12 protein-coding genes and 2 pseudogenes are annotated in these 16,173 nt (G+C 69.4%); 6 read left to right on the forward strand and 8 right to left on the reverse strand.

Annotated elements, in window-relative coordinates:
- Positions 1-4 precede the first annotated feature (4 nt).
- The 3 genes from OG302_RS38785 to OG302_RS38795 form a co-directional block, all read right to left on the reverse strand.
- A complete protein-coding gene (locus OG302_RS38785) occupies positions 5-2,437 on the reverse strand; it encodes a SpoIIE family protein phosphatase (RefSeq protein WP_371749434.1) in 2,433 nt (810 codons plus the stop codon).
- 186 nt (positions 2,438-2,623) lie between these two features.
- Complete coding sequence (locus tag OG302_RS38790) at positions 2,624-3,751, reverse strand: endonuclease/exonuclease/phosphatase family protein (protein ID WP_371749435.1); 1,128 nt, start codon at positions 3,749-3,751, stop codon at positions 2,624-2,626.
- A gap of 23 nt (positions 3,752-3,774) precedes the next feature.
- Positions 3,775-4,341, reverse strand: coding sequence for a M15 family metallopeptidase (locus tag OG302_RS38795; RefSeq protein WP_371749436.1), 567 nt, complete (start codon positions 4,339-4,341; stop codon positions 3,775-3,777).
- A 186-nt stretch (positions 4,342-4,527) separates the two neighbouring features.
- Here OG302_RS38795 and OG302_RS38800 point away from each other — a divergent pair, with 186 nt between their 5' ends.
- Both OG302_RS38800 and OG302_RS38805 read left to right on the forward strand, forming a co-directional pair.
- Complete coding sequence (locus OG302_RS38800; RefSeq protein WP_371749437.1) at positions 4,528-5,223, forward strand: response regulator transcription factor; 696 nt, start codon at positions 4,528-4,530, stop codon at positions 5,221-5,223.
- Positions 5,224-5,233: 10 nt separating this feature from the next.
- Positions 5,234-6,340, forward strand: coding sequence for a sensor histidine kinase (locus OG302_RS38805; RefSeq protein WP_371749438.1), 1,107 nt, complete (start codon positions 5,234-5,236; stop codon positions 6,338-6,340).
- A 16-nt stretch (positions 6,341-6,356) separates the two neighbouring features.
- Here the strand turns inward: OG302_RS38805 and OG302_RS38810 are convergent, their stop codons facing one another.
- The 3 genes and pseudogenes from OG302_RS38810 to OG302_RS38820 all read right to left on the reverse strand — a co-directional run bounded on the left by OG302_RS38810 (position 6,357) and on the right by OG302_RS38820 (position 8,466).
- The gene (locus tag OG302_RS38810) at positions 6,357-6,971 is read right to left on the reverse strand and encodes a dihydrofolate reductase family protein (RefSeq protein WP_371749439.1); all 615 of its coding nucleotides are present in this window, start codon (positions 6,969-6,971) and stop codon (positions 6,357-6,359) included.
- Positions 6,972-7,178: 207 nt separating this feature from the next.
- Positions 7,179-7,529, reverse strand: coding sequence for a thioesterase domain-containing protein (locus OG302_RS38815; protein ID WP_371749440.1), 351 nt, complete (start codon positions 7,527-7,529; stop codon positions 7,179-7,181).
- Positions 7,496-8,466, reverse strand: a pseudogene (locus OG302_RS38820) (AMP-binding protein). The gene OG302_RS38815 and the pseudogene OG302_RS38820 overlap by 34 nt, the downstream one beginning before the upstream one ends.
- Positions 8,467-8,686: 220 nt before the next feature.
- On the opposite strand from OG302_RS38820, the gene OG302_RS38825 reads away from it, so the two are divergent.
- Positions 8,687-10,291 carry a hypothetical protein gene (locus OG302_RS38825; RefSeq protein WP_371749441.1) on the forward strand — a complete coding sequence of 535 codons (1,605 nt, stop codon included), beginning with the start codon at positions 8,687-8,689 and terminating at the stop codon, positions 10,289-10,291.
- Between the two features lie 369 nt (positions 10,292-10,660).
- On the opposite strand, the gene OG302_RS38830 is transcribed toward OG302_RS38825, so the two are convergent.
- On the reverse strand, positions 10,661-11,602 hold the full coding sequence (locus OG302_RS38830) for a pentapeptide repeat-containing protein (RefSeq protein WP_371749442.1): 942 nt from the start codon (positions 11,600-11,602) through the stop codon (positions 10,661-10,663).
- 74 nt (positions 11,603-11,676) lie between these two features.
- Here OG302_RS38830 and OG302_RS38835 point away from each other — a divergent pair, with 74 nt between their 5' ends.
- The 3 genes from OG302_RS38835 (at position 11,677) to OG302_RS38845 (ending at position 15,239) form a co-directional block, all read left to right on the forward strand.
- Positions 11,677-12,552, forward strand: coding sequence for a GNAT family N-acetyltransferase (locus OG302_RS38835; RefSeq protein ID WP_371749443.1), 876 nt, complete (start codon positions 11,677-11,679; stop codon positions 12,550-12,552).
- A 163-nt stretch (positions 12,553-12,715) separates the two neighbouring features.
- Positions 12,716-13,516: an SAM-dependent methyltransferase gene (locus tag OG302_RS38840; RefSeq protein ID WP_371749444.1), complete on the forward strand. Its 801-nt coding sequence runs from the start codon at positions 12,716-12,718 to the stop codon at positions 13,514-13,516.
- Between the two features lie 193 nt (positions 13,517-13,709).
- Positions 13,710-15,239, forward strand: a complete 1,530-nt coding sequence (locus tag OG302_RS38845; protein WP_371749445.1) for an alpha/beta hydrolase — start codon at positions 13,710-13,712, stop codon at positions 15,237-15,239.
- A 102-nt stretch (positions 15,240-15,341) separates the two neighbouring features.
- On the opposite strand, the pseudogene OG302_RS38850 reads toward OG302_RS38845, so the two are convergent.
- A pseudogene (locus OG302_RS38850) lies at positions 15,342-15,659 on the reverse strand (HTTM domain-containing protein); the annotation flags it as partial.
- Positions 15,660-16,173: the final 514 nt, after the last annotated feature.

The following is a 16,173-nucleotide window of genomic DNA, read 5'->3' on the forward strand; positions in this document are numbered from 1 at the left end:
TTTCTCACCCCGGCTCGGCGGGGAAGGCCTGTTCGGTCCAGATGGTCTTGCCGGAGCGGGTGTAGCGCGTTCCCCATCTCTGGACGAGTTGCGCGACGATGAACAGCCCGCGCCCGCCTTCGTCCTCGTCGCCGCTGTGGCGCAGGTGGGGCGAGGTGTGGCCCTGGTCCGCGACCTCGCACAGCAGGGTGCGGTCACGGATGAGGCGTACCTGGATCGGTCCCTCGGCGTACCTGACCGCGTTGGTCACCAGCTCGCTGACGACGAGTTCGGTCGCGAACGACAGCTCCTCCAGACCCCAGTCGTGCAGCTGCTGGGTCGCAAGCTCCCGGGCCCGGCCCGGGGCGACGGGCTCCGGGGGCAGCTCCCACTCGGTGACCTGCGAGGTGTCGAGTTCGCGGGTGCGGACGAGCAGCAGGGCGGTGTCGTCGGCCGTCGAGCCGCTGGGCAGGAGCTGTCCAACGGCCCGGTCGCACAGCTCCTCCAGCGAGGCGTGCCGGTCGCTGAGTACGTCTGCCAGGGTGTCGAGTCCGTGGTCGATGTCGCGGTCGCGGGCCTCGACCAGGCCGTCGGTGAAGAGCGCCAGCAGGCTGCCCACCGGCAGCTCGATCTCCAACGACTCGAACGGCAGGCCGCCCAGGCCCAGCGGCGGACCGGCCGGCAGATCGGGGAAGGTCGGCGCACCGTCCGGGGTGACGACCGCGGGCGGCAGGTGACCTGCCCTGGCCATGACGCAGCGCCGTGACACCGGGTCGTAGACCGCGTAGAGGCAGGTCGCCCCGGTGGTCACATCGGCGTAGGTCCCGTCGGGTGTGCCCAGCTCGCTGCGCTGCTCCTCCGTCGACTGCGCCACCAGGTCGTCGAGGCGGGAGAGCAGCTCGACCGGGTCCATGTCCATCTGCGCGAAGGCCCGTACGGTCGTGCGCAGCCGACCCATCGTGGCGGCTGCCTGCAGGCCGTGGCCGACCACGTCGCCGACCACGAGCCCGACCCGGGTTCCGGAGAGCGGGATGACGTCGAACCAGTCGCCCCCGACCCCTGTCACATCGTCCGTGGGCAGGTAGCGGTGGGCCAGCTCGACCGCTGACTGCTCGGGCACGTGCTGGGGCAGCAGCTGGCGCTGGAGGGCGAGGGAGGCGGTGCGTTCACGGGTGAAGCGGCGGGCGTTGTCGACGGACACGGCCGTACGGGCGACCAGCTCGTCGGCCAGCGCGACTTCACCGCTGTCGAAGGTGGCCCCGCCGGAGTCGCGGATGAAGGTGACAAGGCCCAGCGTGCTGTTCCCGGCCCGCAGTGGCACGACCAGGACCGTTTCGTCGAGCACGAGCCCACCCGAGGCGAGGCTGCGATGCTGCGGCGAACCAGGTGGGTACTCCACGGAGTGGTGTTCGGCAGGGGGAGCAGGGGAGGGCTGCTGCCCGGGATTCTCCTCGGCTGCCCGGACGTCGGCTCGCTCGGCACCGGCTTCCTCGGCCGAGCAGCGGGCGACGCGCACCAGAGACGTCGCCGCCGCGCCGCTGGTGGCCGGCACCTCGCCTTCGAGGACCCCCTTCGCGAGGTCGACGGTCACCGTGGTGGCGAACTCCGGTACCGCCACCTCGGTGATCTTCTCGGCGGTGACCCGCACGTCGAGGGCGGTTCCGATTCCGCGGCCCGCCTCGACGAGCAGGGCGAGGCGCCGTTGCGCCTTGTAGCGGTCCGTGATGTCGAACGCGTCCTCGCACACGCCGATGACGCGTCCGTCGGCGTCCTGGAGCCGGTAGTAGGCGCAGGACCACAGGTGGTCCGTTTCCGGGTCGCTGGGCGGCGGGCCCTGGAAGTGCAGGTCCAGAAAGGGTTCGCCGGTCTCCAGCACATGACGCATGACCGCTTCGAGCGTGGGCGGATGTCCCTTGGTGACGAACTTTCCCCCGGCGTACAGCTGATCGGCCCGGAGGCCCCGGAACTCGGCGAACGGGCGTCCGATCTCTCGTTCGTACGCCGTGTTGCACCAGGTCAGACGCAGGTCGGTGTCGTAGATGCCCAGGCCGACGGGGGACTGGGTGGCGAGCCCCTGCAGCAGGGCCTGCCGGGATTCCCACAGCCGCAGATCCTTCAGTTCCGTCGCGACGAGGACGCGCGCCGCCGTCCCGGCGCCGGGCAGGGGACACACCGCGGTGGCGACGATCAGCTCCCGCCCGTCCCGGTGCCGGGCGACGTGCAGCTCGTGCCCGCGGAACTCGGGAGGCAGAGGGAGGAAAGAGGGCGCGGGGCCGGGTGACAGGAACGAGGCCAGGGTCCGGCCGACGATCTCCTGCGGCTGATAGCCGAGCAGCCGTTCGGCCGCGGGGCTCCACCCGATGACCGTGTCCTGGGCGTCGACGACCGCCGTGGCAGCCCTGGTGACGTCTAGGGGCCCACGAAAGTCAGCCTCCTGCTCCGCGTTCGATGCCGTCATGGCGCCACACCAGCCCCGTTCATCCCCTACAGAATCCGCCGTCCCCGGGCTCGGCACAACCGCGGTACACCCACTCAACGGAACCGTGACCCGGACGTGGCCTCCAGGGACGGGAGGAGTGTCCGAGGGGAGGCTCGTCCAGAATCCTTGGCGAAGCAGGCCGAATCCTTGGCGAAGCAGGAGCACTCACCAACTGATTCCGGCTGCCACCGGCAGATGGTCGCTGCCGGTGGCGGGCAGCACCCAGGAGCTCCTCGGCTCCACATCGCGGACCAGGATCTGGTCGATCCGTGCCACCGGGAACGTTGCCGGCCAGCTGTAGCCGAAGCCGTCCCCGGCCGTGTCCTGGGCTGACCGCAGCTGGGAGGTAAGGCCGGCGAGAGCGCGGTCGTCCGTGGTGCCGTTCAGGTCGCCGAGCAGCACCATCCGCTTGTTCGGCTCGGCGGCGACGGCCTCGGCGAGCGCCTTGGCGTTGCGGTCCCGGCCGGCCGTCCCGAAGCCGTCCCCGGGAACCACGCGTACGGACCCCAAGTGGGCCACATACACCGCCAGCGGACCCTGGTCCGTGGCGACGGTGGTACGCAGCGCCCGGCTGTCGGCCATCCTGACGTCCTCCGGCTTGGTGCCGGCCAGCGGTCCGACGTCCTGCTTGATGTCGACCGGCCGGGTGTCCGAGAGCGGCAGCTTGCTCCACAGGCCGATCGTGCCCATCACGTTGTGGTGCGGGTATGTCTTGGCCAACTCCTTCTCGTACAGCGGCTTCGCCTCCGCGGTGATCTCCTCCAGGGCCAGCACGTCCGCCTTGGAGGCGGCCAGGTCACGGGCGGTGCCGACCGGATCGGCGTTCTCGGCGCCGACGTTGTGGCTGGCCACGGTGAGGTCGCTGCCCGGGTGGGACTTGTCGGTGAGCAGACCCCCGAAGAGGCTCAGCCACACCACGACCGGCAGCAGCAGCGCGATCATCGCGGAGGCGGAACGGCGCCACAGCGCCCCGGCCAGCAGCACCGGAACGAACAGGCCGAACCACGGCAGGAAGGTCTCCACCAGGCTGCCGATGCCCCCGCGGTCCGTGATCCGCGCGTGCGTCAGCATGAGCAGGCCCAGCAGCAGCGCCAGCCCCGCAAGAACGAGCCCCCGCTTCCAGGGCCCCGGCCGGCCGGCGATGCGGAGCGCCCGGCGGATGCGCGCGCGCCAGATCCAGATCCCGTGACCAGTCTCCGGGTGGTCGGCATCGGAGTGCCCGGTATTCGAGTGCCTGGTATCAGGGCGGCCGACGCTGCCCGAGTCGGTCTCCGCCGCGTCCGCGTGCGTCATTGTCTGTCCTCGTTCACTGCCGTTCACTGGTGCATCCTCGGGTCCTGGGTGGGGTCGGCATACATCCGCGGACAGCCGTCAGTGATCGCGTCGGTGCGCAGTTCGTAGTGCCAGGGTTCGTTGCGGTAGATCCGGCACAGGCCGTATCCGGAGCCGTGTTGGGACAGCCACGCCGTCGCATCGGAGCGCCCGATGTCGACCGCGTCCCCCGACACGTGCGGAGACGTCGCTGTGGTGGCCACCCATCGGGCGGCCTCCTCCTCGGACCCGTACTTGGCGACCGCCTTGCGAAAGAGCTGCTGCTGGTACTCCGGGGAGCGCCAGCCGCTGTTGACGTAGAACTCGACTCCCTCGTCCGAGGCATCCGTGGCAGCCCGGCGGAGGGTCATGAGCAGATCCGTGTCGAGACGGGCCACAGCCGGAACCGCGTCATCGAAGACCGTCACGCCGTCGGGGACGACACCGTCGGCCGCACCGAGCCCACCACGGCCCTCACTGCCGAGGGAATGCGAGGGCGATGCGGCTGCGTGGGGCGCGGACTTCGACACCTGGTAGCCGAGAACCGCGGTGATCACTGCTATGACGGCCATCAGGACGACGACAAGGGCCCGGCGGATCAGGCGGGTCGTTGTTCGCGTTGGTCGGGCTGTTCGCGCTGCTGGCGAGGCTAAAGGCGGGGTTCGAATCATGCTGCCAGTCAAGGCAGCTTGGTGTTGTCGCCACGTATGCGGTTTTCGATACGCGGACGATATGTGCCGACTCATAACATCGGTGACATGCGTGTGCTGATCGTCGAGGACGAGCCCTATCTGGCAGAAGCGATTCGCGATGGCCTGCGCCTGGAGGCGATCGCGGCCGACATCGCGGGCGACGGCGACACCGCTCTGGAACTGCTGAGCATCAACACGTACGACATCGCGGTCCTCGACCGCGACATCCCCGGACCCTCCGGTGACGAGATCGCCGAACACATCGTCGAGGGCGGCAGCGGCATGCCGATCCTCATGCTCACCGCGGCCGACCGGCTCGACGACAAGGCCTCCGGGTTCGGACTCGGAGCGGATGACTACGTGACGAAGCCCTTCGAACTCCGGGAACTGGTGCTCCGACTCAGAGCACTCGACCGCAGACGCGCCCACAGCAGGCCGCCCGTGCGAGAGATCGCGGGGCTGCGGGTTGATCCGTTCCGCAGGGAGGTCTATCGGGACGGTCGCTATGTGGCGCTGACCAGGAAGCAGTTCGCGGTACTGGAAGTCCTCGTCGCCTCCGAGGGCGGAGTCGTCAGCGCCGAGGAACTCCTCGAACGCGCGTGGGACGAGAACGCCGACCCGTTCACCAACGCCGTACGCATCACCGTCTCGGCCCTGCGCAAGCGTCTCGGCGAACCCTGGATCATCGCCACGACGCCGGGCGTCGGGTACCGCATCGACACGCAACCGGAGTCCGGACACGAGGGAGCCGACTGTGGATAGGACGCCTGGAATGAGCGTTCGCGTCAAACTCACCCTCAGCTATGCCGGATTCGTCATGGTCGCAGGGGTCATGCTGCTCGTGGCCGCGTGGGTGTTCCTGACCCGTGTGAGACACGTCGGGCTCAGCTTCGAGCCCGACTACGGCATACCTGTCCTGCGCGCTTTCGCCCCGATCGCCGCCGTCGCGCTGACGTTCCTGCTGGTGTTCGGGCTTCTGGGAGGGTGGCTCCTCGCCGGCCGCATGCTCGCCCCCCTCACGCGCATCACGTACGCGACACGCATGGTCACGAACGGATCGCTCTCGCACCGCATCCGGCTGCCGGGCCGCAATGACGAGTTCCGCGAACTCGCCGACGCCTTCGACACGATGCTCGTACAGCTTGAGGCCCACGTCGCCGAACAGCGGCGATTCGCGGCCAACGCCTCGCACGAGTTGCGCACCCCGCTGGCGATCTCGAAGACGCTTCTGGACGTGGCCCGCACCGACCCGGACAGCGATACCGGTGAAGTGATCGAGCGCCTCCATGCCGTCAACACCCGGGCGATCGACCTCACCGAGGCGCTGCTCGTGCTCAGCCGCGCCGGTCAGCGGTCCTTCACCCGTGAACGCGTCGACCTGTCCCTCATGGCAGAGGAAGCCGCCGAACGACTCCTGCCCCTCGCGGAGAAGCACGGCGTCACGGTCCAGACCGGCGGCGACATCACCCCCACGATCGGATCACAGGCGCTCCTGCTGCAGTTGATCACGAACCTCATGCACAACGCGATCGTCCACAACCTGCCGAAGCAGGGCACCGTGTGGGTCAACACCAGCGCCCGCGGCACCCGCCCCGGCACTGTGATGCTCACTGTCGAGAACACCGGCGAGAAGCTCACCCCACAGCTGGTCTCGACACTCACCGAACCCTTCCAGCGCGGGACCGAGCGCGTACATACCGACCACGCGGGCGTCGGCCTGGGCCTGGCCATCGTCAAAACGATCACTCAGGCACACGACGGCACCCTCACCCTCACCCCGCGCTCTGCCGGCGGGGTCCGCGTCGCCGTGGAACTGCCCGCGACACCGCGCGCATCGGCAGGGGCTGGAGCGGAGAGGGACGCGCCGCCACCACAGTGAATGTCGGAAGAGGCCGTCAGAGGACGTCGTAGACCAGGTGCGTGGCGGTCGATGTCGAGGTCACGCTCCGCTGCACAAGCCCGCGCGGCGCCACGCCGGTGAACAGGGGCGTCCCGGCGCCCAGCACGACGGGTGCAAGGTGCAGCGACAGCACGTCGACCAGCCCGGCATCGAGCGCGGATCCGACGGTGGCGCCGCCGCCCATCAGGACTACGTCGAGATCCCTGCCGCTGGCCCTGGATGCCGCCTCGGCGCGCTCGCGCGCGGCGCCGACGGCGTCGCGCAGACCGGTGGTGACGAACGTCCAGTCGAGGGAGGTGAGCCGCGTCGACTCCGGCGGTGAGCTCGTCACGACGACGAACGCGGGCTTGCCGACCTCACCGGCGCCGTAGCCGGTCTTGTCGTCCCAGCCGTTCGGCCCGTCGACCACGTCGAAGAGGCGGCGGCCGAGCACGACGGCGCCCGAGCGGGCAGTCCCCTCGCGCAGCACCCGTAGGTCCTCGGGGTCGTCGGAGAATGCCCAGGTGTGCAGGGCCTCGCCTCCGGTGCCGAGACCGTTGTCGGGGCCCGGGTCAGGCCCGGTGACGAAGCCGTCGAGCGAGACCGAGATGTCAGCGATGATCCGAGTCATACAAGGGCAGACCCTCTCGGCCGTCCGAACTCATCGCTTGCCTTGCCACATGCCTAGGGCGCCCCTCGTGGCGGCCCAGCCGGCCCGCCTTTCACCGGACTCGCTTCGTCGCTCGTCCGTCGAGCCAGTCGCGGATCGCTGCCGCGGTGGTAGTGGCGTGCTCCCGCATCATCGTCAGACGGTCGCCGGTGGGGAGCGAGGCGCGGATCAGGAGCGTCGGCGTGGCGATCGGCTCGGGGTCCAGTCGACGAAGATCCGGTTGTAGGCGCCCATCGCTGCCAGAGCGGCGTCGTCGTCCCCGGTGAAGTCGGTGCGGAGACGGGCGGAGGGGTCGGTGGCGAGAACGCTTCGTCCGGGGGCGCGTGGTGGCGGGGCGGCCAGGGACAGCAGCCAGTCCGTGCCGCTGTTGGCCGGCGTGATGCGGTAGGTGTCCAGGAGCACCAGGCCCGTCGGAGCCCGGCCCGTGCTCTCCAGGTGGTGGGTCACCAAATGCGCGAGGTTCCCGCCCGCAGAACGCCCCACGATCACGAAGGGCCCGTCCCCGGTGTGCCGCAGCACGCTCTCGGCCTGCGCACCGCCAGCGCGACGCGGTCCTCCGGTACGGCCGCGCCGGTGCCGATTCCGGGATGCGGGAACTCCAGGACGTCCAGGTCACCGTGGAAAGAGCCGTGGAAGCCCGGGAGTCTCCGCCGCCCGATGCGAACGACGGGTGATACGCCGGGAAGCAGACCGCCCGGCGACGGCAGACCGCGGGACGGCGCCGGATCGCCGGCGATCCGGGCGCTCGCGCCCACGGCCGTCACACCCAGGATCGCCAGCGAGTGGCTGACGCTGTGGAACAGCGGAAGTGGCCAGAGCACGCGGTCGTCGGGCGAGAGGCCGAGGTGCGGGGCGTAGCAGGCGGCCACGGACCACAGAGCTGCCCGTTGGGTGGACAGCACGCCATTGGGCCGATGGGTGGTGCCGGAGGTGTAGAGCATCCAGGCCGGATCGTCGAGCCCGAGCAGGTCGATCTCCGCCTCCGCGGCACGCTCACTCGTGGTGGCCGCACGTTCGAACAACTGGCCACCGCCGTCAGGCGTCGGCTCGGTGCCGGTGACCAGGACGCCCAGACGGTCGTACGGCGGCCCCAGGTGCCGCAGTTGCGCGAGGTGCGTGGGGTCCGTGATGACGTAGGCGGCGCCGCTGTCCTGAAGGAAGCGGGTCAGCTCGGCGTCGGATGAGCGCGGTTGAGCGGTACGCCGACCATCCCGGCCCGTAGGACGGCGAAGCAACTCTCCACCATCTCCACACGGTTGCCCAGGCAGATCGCGACGCGATCGCCTCGACGGAGCCCCGTCCCGGTGAGGTGTGCCGCCAGCGCACGGGTGCGACGCTCCAACCCGGCGTAGGTGACGCGGCGCGAGGAGTCCGCGAAGGCGACCCGCCGTGGCGCTCGCTCGGCGTGCTCTTTCAACAGCTCCGCAACCGGCCGGATCAGCTCGTCACGCCTCACGTTCCCCCCTTTCAAGTACCTTGCGCTGCCCCGGTGTTGAGCCTACGTGCCCGGTCGCCCACCATGCGGAGGGCCGGGTGGCAGGCGCTTCGGGCAAGGGGGCGGGCGGTGTTGGGCGGGTCTGACGGGAAGCGGGAGGTCTGCGACCGCATGTGACGGCGACCGGACGTGACGGCGACCGGATCGATCGCCAGGGATCATGGACCGGTACGCTCCTGCGATGCGTCTGATACCCGACGGCCCGTTCCCTGAGATCGGCCACCCCTACACGACCGACGTGAGTGCGGACGGCCGCTGGATCGCCGTCAGCTGTCAAGCGAGCGGACGTGGCGACCTCGGTCGGATCGTCGTCTACCGGACGAGCGATCTCGCGCTGTGGGACCAGGTCGTGCTGGAGCAGGGCATCGAGGGGTTCGTCTTCCACCCCGACCTGCCCGTTCTCGCCGTGGGCACGGAGGAAGGCGACGAGTTCGAACTGCGGGGCGGGCTCCACCTGTACGAGCCGGAGACCCGGCGCCGTACCGACGTGGCCGTCGCCGGGGCCGGTGTCACCGCCCTGCACTGGCGGGACGCGCGCCGCCTGGAGGTGACGTTCGCCCGGCCGGTCGTCGACTACGAAGACCTGGGCCGAGTGACGTACACGCGATCCGTCGCCGAGAACGACGACTGGCAGCACACCACTGCCGAGGTGCTCGCGGCGCAGGTCTCCTGGCCGCAGGTGTCGGTGGAGGTCGACTGGGACAGCATCAAAGGCCCGGACATCGACCAACCTCAGCGATACCTCGCCGAGGTCGCGGCCGAGAAGGGCCGCGCATGGACCCGGCGGCCTGGGACAGCCGTGGTGGAGGTGCTGCGGGACGGCCGGATGCTCGTGGCGCACACCGGGACACTGCTGGAGTGCTGGTCCGCGGAGGGCACCCCGCGGTGGTCCGTGCCGCTGCCCGACAGCCGGCGCCAACGCAACGGCTGTCGGCTGTACGTCACTCCGGACGAGGAGAGCGCCTGGATCACCGTCCTGGAGGGCGACAGCAGCGACCGGCGCACCCTGCTGTACCGGTTCGCCCTCGCCGACGGCACTCAACTCGCCGAACTCCGCCTGGACTTTCCGGTCGCTGTCACCGCGCGCACGGATGGCGCCTGGGTGGCCCGGGACTCGCGGGAGCTGTTCCCCGGGCCGCGCTGGCCGCCGAACGAGGGTGTCGTGCTCACGCCTTCCGGGCGACAGCTGGCCACGTTGGCATTGGGGGAGAGCGACAGTTCCTACGACTTCCCGGTGCGGCGCTCCCCCCACCTGCTCTGCCTCTACGGGGTCGGAGGCGAGGACGTGCGGACGGAACTGCTGGAGAAGTGGGTCGTACGGGCCGACCCCAACGGCATCGAGCGGTTGTTCCCGCTCGCATGGAACGACACTCTCGGCCCGCATCTGCGCGGCGGTCCCGCCGTATACGTCGACGATGACGCCGGCCCAGGACTCGTTCACGCATGCACGGCGCGCGACGGAACCCACCTCGTACGACGCGCATACCCGGGCGGCGCCGTGGTCTGGGCCCACCGCTTCGACACACGGATCACCGGGGTCGACGTCCACGGCGGTCTCGTCCACGCCGTGATCGGAGCCGGAGGCGGTGCGGGGGCTTGCGAGCTGCTTACGCTGCGAGCAGCGGAGGGCACGGTAATGCGGCGGGAGACGCTCACCCTCGGCGGGCACGTCTACACCCCGACCTGCCTGAGCGCCGGTCCTGACGGAGACTTGGTGATCGGCACGGCGGAGGGGCGGCTGATCAGAGTGACCTGTCCGGCGACGAGTCACTTCGACGTCGGATAGTGGTGTGTTTGGCGCTTCTGACGAAGAGCTTTCACTCGGTCCGATTGTGTGGCACGCCGCACGCCGCACGCCGCACGCCGGAGGGCGTGAGCGTCTACTGCCGGCAACGGACGTCTCGGAGATCCCAGTAAACGAACATTCAGATCGATCTGCGTGTCCTGTGGAAGGTGCCAAACCGCGGGGGAGCGGGACGGGACGGGGCGCGCACCGGACCGCTCCGGACGCGGACCGCGCCACCGCCCGCTTCCTCTCGTGATCGGCCTGCTTGCCCAGGCCGAGCGAGATGTATCCGACGGCGGCAAACTCGCTGTAGTGACGGCTGCCACAGGCGACACAGAACGCTGGGCGCCGGGGCGGTGTGATCCACTCTCAGGACTGCTCTTCCTCGGGAGCAGTGTTGGTTCCGGCCTCTGGATCGATGATGACTTGGTCGAACTCGCGCACCCCCACCGGGATGTTTCCTGTCGAGAAGTGAGCGTTGCGCAGGTTGGCGCCTTCGAAGGTCGTCGAGATTACGTAGCTTTGCCGGAAATCCGCCTCGGGTGCCCAGGCGCCGGAAAGGTCGGTACGGCGAAGGTTGGCGGCCCGTAGGTCGGCTCCGCTCAGGCGTGCGCGCCGGAAGTTGCCGCGCTCGAAGTCGAGCCCCGTCAGGTCAGTCCGCCTCAGGTCGAGCCGCGCTGCTTCATTCCGGTTGGGGCGGCGCCCGATCACTGTGACGGCAGCTTGTACGGCTTCGCCGGGTCGCGGTATGCCAAGGCCCAGCCCCGCGTGTTGGCGAATGAAGGCCGCTAAGACGGTGACGACCGTGTCATGGTCGGCTTCGCTGTCCCGCATGATGCGTTCGAGGCTGTAGATGGCACCGAGCCGCTGCGTGTCATCCTGTGAGCTGAGCAGTTTGATCGCTTCGACGTAGCGGCTGGTCACCTGCCCTTCGCGAGTGAGCTTGGCCTGTTGTTCGTCGCGCTTCTGCGTCTCGCGAAGCGTGGTCTGGAACTGCTGCTGGCTCTCGGCGAACTGCTCTTGGGCGTGCTCGAACTGGTTGCGCTCAAGCCGGTGCCTCTCACGGGTGTAGTAGAGCCCGGCGGCGGTGAAGCCGCCGGCGGCGATGGCGATGAGCATGGTGCGGAACCCGGTGACGATGATTCCCGCGCCGGAGACCAACTCGCCTTCGCCGTCCTTCAGGTGGTGTCCTTCGATCCACCAGGGGCCCCAGACGAGGAGCGCGACAAACGTGGCGGTGCTGAGCCCGCCCCACACCCAGGCTTTGGTGGAGAGTTTCTTCGCGCCGTTGCCGTTGCCGCTGTCGCTCATGGCGGCATGATGTCCGCGCGCGGGCGGCGCCATGCCGTGAACAACCCTTATTCGGGAGGGAGGTGCGGTTGCCGATGGATCGGGTGATCGCGGGTGCGGTGGTCGCGCACCAGGGCACGGTGCTCCTCATCCGCCGCCGGGTTCCGGAGGGTGATCTGGTGTGGCAGTTCCCGGCGGGGCAGATCAAGCTCGGGGAGTCAGCCGAGCAGGCTGCGTCCCGCGAGGCGTCTCCGCTGGAGGTCGCGGGGGCTGCGTGGGTGTCGTTGATGGCGGAGCGGATTCCTGGCTTCCGCCGGTGGGGGAGTACCTCGCTGAGCCGACGCTGCCCTGACCGCCGTGCGCAGGGTGCCATCACCGGTTCTCCGACTGCCTGGCATGATCAACTGGTGCCTGCCGATCGACTGAAGCCTCTCACTCTGACCGCTGGAGAGTTCCGGCTCCGCCCTCCGAGTGTGGATGAGCACATGGAGGTTCTCGCGCTCGGCGTCGACCCGGATGTCCGGCTGTGGAATCCTCGCTGCCAGATCACCGACGCGGCGTCGGCGGTCAGGGACTGTCTCGCCGGCGCGGACTGGTCGGACGGTACTCACGCAACCTTCTCGATCATCGACAACGGCAGCGGACGCTATGCCGGCAACATCGCCCTGCATGGCATCGACCGCGCGCACGCGCGAGCCAAAGTGGGTTACCGCATCGCCCCGTGGACACGCGGGCAGGGAGTGGCCACGGCTGCCGTGCGCAGCGTCGTCAGTTGGGCCCTGAGCGATCTGGGACTCACGCGCCTCGCCCTGACTCACGGTGTGGAAAACCCTGCCTCCTGCAGAGTGGCCCAGAAGGCAGGATTCGACCTCGCGTACACGATGCCCATGGCCAAGCGGTTCGGAGACGGACAGCTCCACGACGAGCACCTCCATGTCCTCGTGGCCCCTACCGCTGCCGTCGGCAACTGACCTCCACAGACCCCCACTTCGTCCAACCTCCAACCAAGTGGGGAAAGACCTTTGCTGGTGCCGTGCTGGTGCGCCGTGCTGGTGTGTCGTGCTGGTCGAGCCACGGTTCGACCAGCTGTAGCGTTTGAAGCGCATTGTCAGCGGTGAAGAGCGGAGCGGGCCCATGCACAGCGCAGGCGATCGGATTGACACCTCGACCGCGCACTCGGCGCGGGTGTACGACTACATCCTGGGAGGCAAGGACCACTACCTTGTCGACGCAGAGGCAGGCGACGCCATGTGCCGGCACTGGCCGGCGCTGCCCGTGCACATGCTGGAGAACCGGCGGTTCATGCACCGTGCCGGGCGCTTCCTCGCCCAGGAACGCGGTGTCCGGCAGTTCCTCGACATCGGCACCGGACTGCCCACAGCCCCCAACCTGCACGAGGTGGTGCAGGAGGTGGCACCGGAGTCCCGTGTGGTCTACGTCGACAACGACCCCATCGTCCTGGCTCACGCCCGCGCCCTCCTGCAGGGCTCGTCCGAGGGGGCGACCGCCTACATCGACGCTGACATGCACGACCCGGAAGCCATCCTGGACAGTCCCGAATTCCGTGCGCTGATCGACGTGAACGAGCCGGTCGGCTTGATGGTCATCGGAATACTGCACTTCATCTTGCCGCCGGACGACCGGCGTTTGGTGCAGCGACTGCTCGAACCGCTGCCGTCGGGCAGCTTCCTGGCGATGACCATCGGTACCGCCGACTTCGCGCCCGAGGAGGTCGGCCGGGTGGCCGATGAGTACGCCCAGCAGGGCATGCCCATGGCGCTGCGCGACCTGCCGACCGCTACCTCCCTCTTTGACGGGATGTCCCTGGTCGACCCTGGCGTCACCCAGGTTCACAAGTGGCAGCCGGGCTCCGAGCAGGACAGCATCGATGACCGGGCCATCGCCATGTACGGGGCGGTGGCACGTAAGCCCTGACAGGTTGTGACATCCAGGCAGGGCCTGGTGTCGCTCGGCGAGATGCAGCAGCCCGCCGGAGGATTGGCACAACTCGCCACCGCCGCGTACGCCTTCGCGCCGCCGCTCCTCAAGGAGCCGGGGGGGACAACCCCACCTGGGTTCGGGGTTCTCCCGGAGTGTGCCGGGGTGTCCGCCCTCCTAGCGTGTGGGCATGCCAACTTCCCGACGCATCAAGGTGTTTGCAGCGTGCGTGACGTTGGTCGCCGCCGCCACCGCGACGACCGCCGCCGCCCCCGCCACCCCGGGCCCGTTCGCCCGCTTCCACGACCAGCACGTCGACTGGCACGCCTGCGCCCTCGGCGCCGACGACGAGGAGGGCCAGGAGCTGGACGCCGCCGGCGCCGACTGCGCTGACATCAACGTGCCGCTCGACTACACCGACCCCGGCGGTCGCACCATCACCGTCGCCATATCCCGCCTGAAGGCCACCGACACCGCCCACCGCATCGGCCCGCTGCTGCTCAACGACGGAGGACCGGCCGGCCCCAGCCTCCGGATGCCGGTGACCAAGTCGAAGGTGATGGGCGAGGTCGCCGACCGCTACGACCTGATCGGCATGGACCCGCGCTTCGTCGGTCGGAGCACCCCGCTGGACTGCGGCTGGGACCTCGGCTCCGCACCCCTGCGCTCCGCGGGCGCCGACCTGGCGGCATACCGCGAGGAGGTTTCCATCGCGCGCGAGCTGGCCGGGCGGTGCAAACGTACCCACGGCGACGTGCTGTCGTACGTCACCACCCGCAACACCGCCCGCGACATGGACATCATCCGCGCCGCCCTCGGCGAGAACACCCTGTCCTACCTCGGCTACTCCTACGGCAGTTACCTCGGAGAGGTCTACACACAGCTCTTCCCCGGCAGAACCGACCGCATGGTGCTCGACGGCGTCAATTCCCCGAAGCGCTACAGCCACACCCTGCTGCGCGGTTCCGAGGCGGCCAACGAAGCGGCCCTGCGCGCGTGGGCGTCGTGGGCCGCCGCACGGCACACCACCTACGGTCTTGGCGCCACGCGCGCCGAGGTCCTGGCGACGGTGAAACACATCCTCGACGCCGCCGCACGGAATCCGCTGCGGATCGGGGACGCGTACCTGCTGGACGAGCACGCGCTTCCCTTCTTCTTCATCGGCGGCCTCGCCAGCGACCTCGACGAGGAGCGCGCCGCCCTGGCCACGACCGTACGTCTCCTGGCACGCGCCGCCGACCGGGAACCGGTCGAACCGTCAGAAAGGCTGGCCGGTCAGCTGGAGTTCCTGCTGACCGGGGCAGGCTCGGCCCCCGCCAGTCAGATGACCGCGATCATCTGCGGCGACGTGGCCGAGCGGCGCGGAGTCGCCGACTACTGGCGCGCGGTCGAGAAGTCCCGTGAACAGTTCCCCCTCACCGGACCGCTGGCCAACAACATCACTCCCTGCGAGTTCTGGGACCAGCCCGCCGAAGCGCCGACCGTGCTCGACAACGACGTCCCGGCCCTGCTCATCAACGCCACCGGCGACCCCCGGACCCTCTACGCCGACGCCAAGGCCATGCGCGAGCAGTGGCCGAGCTCCCGGCTGCTCACCGTCAAGGGCGCCCGCCAGCACGGCCTGTACGGTGAGTACGGCAACACCTGCGTCAACGAGCGCGTCAACGCCTACCTGCGGACGGGACGGCTCCCCACGCGGGACCTGAGCTGCGAGAAGTAGCCCCAGCAGCGGCACCCCCCCCGGCGACGCGGGCGAAGGCCATCTGCCGGGGCGCACACCGCGACCGGCCCCGGTGACAACCACCGAGCTACCGCAGAGCCCTCATCGGCTCGACGGTGCGGGCTGCGGCGGCACGAGTGCCACCTCGCCGCGGGGCGAAGCTTGGGCCTTCCCGACCTGGGCCCGCTGGCCGACGCGCCGCACTAGCTGTCCCAGGTGCCGGCCGAAGCGGTCCGGCAGGAACACGGCGTCCGCCACGATCATCGCGCCGGAAAAGAGCGGAAGCCCCATGAGCACGGCGATACCCGGGTGCATGCCCAACAGCAGACGCAGGACCGGGTATGTGAGCCGCCCGAACAAGATGAACGGGAACGCGACCTGCAACAGAACCGTCAAGCAGCGGGCGATGGCGATCAGAAGCCTGTCTCTGCGGCCCAAGGCAACAGACCGTGGCGGATATCAGGGACGAGGGACAGCCCGGCCGGGTCGCAGCGCCGGCTCGGGTGGGTTCATACCGTGTCCGCTCATCGGGGTGCGGCTGTCCATCATCCTCGTCCCCAAGGCCACACCCAGCTGAAAGCGACTGTCGACGCCGAGGCGATCCATGATGCCCCGCAGAATGTTGGTCACTGTGCCTCCGAGGCAGACATAAGGCTGTCGTGACACGTGATGGGCGCTGAGGCCCCCGCCGGGCAGGTCCTGGCAGGGGGCCTCAGCGTTCCTGAGGTGTCCGCGAACGCCTCAAGTGCCCGCAGGGGGCGTTGCTGCCGCTGGGGCCACCCACCACGGATCCGGTCCGGGTGCCCGCACGTTGGTCCTGCGGCTGGGGTCTGCGGCCCTGACGTCCTGATGCGCTGGGCGGCAGTTCACCTGCGGGTGATGCACGTGCGCTGTGTTCATCCTGGTGCAGTGCGACGGAAGCTGCCCTTGGGCT

Origin of the sequence: Streptomyces sp. NBC_01283, from assembly GCF_041435335.1 — a bacterium.
Classification (GTDB): domain Bacteria; phylum Actinomycetota; class Actinomycetes; order Streptomycetales; family Streptomycetaceae; genus Streptomyces.

What these genes read in the sequence shown, in the direction of transcription:
- OG302_RS38785 (WP_371749434.1), bottom strand. Translation starts at nt 2,437, where the DNA reads ATGACGGCATCGAACGCGGAGCAGGAGGCTGACTTTCGTGGGCCCCTA.
- OG302_RS38790 (WP_371749435.1), bottom strand. Translation starts at nt 3,751, where the DNA reads ATGACGCACGCGGACGCGGCGGAGACCGACTCGGGCAGCGTCGGCCGC.
- OG302_RS38795 (WP_371749436.1), bottom strand. Translation starts at nt 4,341, where the DNA reads ATGGCCGTCATAGCAGTGATCACCGCGGTTCTCGGCTACCAGGTGTCG.
- OG302_RS38800 (WP_371749437.1), top strand. Translation starts at nt 4,528, where the DNA reads ATGCGTGTGCTGATCGTCGAGGACGAGCCCTATCTGGCAGAAGCGATT.
- OG302_RS38805 (WP_371749438.1), top strand. Translation starts at nt 5,234, where the DNA reads ATGAGCGTTCGCGTCAAACTCACCCTCAGCTATGCCGGATTCGTCATG.
- OG302_RS38810 (WP_371749439.1), bottom strand. Translation starts at nt 6,971, where the DNA reads ATGACTCGGATCATCGCTGACATCTCGGTCTCGCTCGACGGCTTCGTC.
- OG302_RS38825 (WP_371749441.1), top strand. Translation starts at nt 8,687, where the DNA reads ATGCGTCTGATACCCGACGGCCCGTTCCCTGAGATCGGCCACCCCTAC.
- OG302_RS38830 (WP_371749442.1), bottom strand. Translation starts at nt 11,602, where the DNA reads ATGAGCGACAGCGGCAACGGCAACGGCGCGAAGAAACTCTCCACCAAA.
- OG302_RS38835 (WP_371749443.1), top strand. Translation starts at nt 11,677, where the DNA reads ATGGATCGGGTGATCGCGGGTGCGGTGGTCGCGCACCAGGGCACGGTG.
- OG302_RS38840 (WP_371749444.1), top strand. Translation starts at nt 12,716, where the DNA reads ATGCACAGCGCAGGCGATCGGATTGACACCTCGACCGCGCACTCGGCG.
- OG302_RS38845 (WP_371749445.1), top strand. Translation starts at nt 13,710, where the DNA reads ATGCCAACTTCCCGACGCATCAAGGTGTTTGCAGCGTGCGTGACGTTG.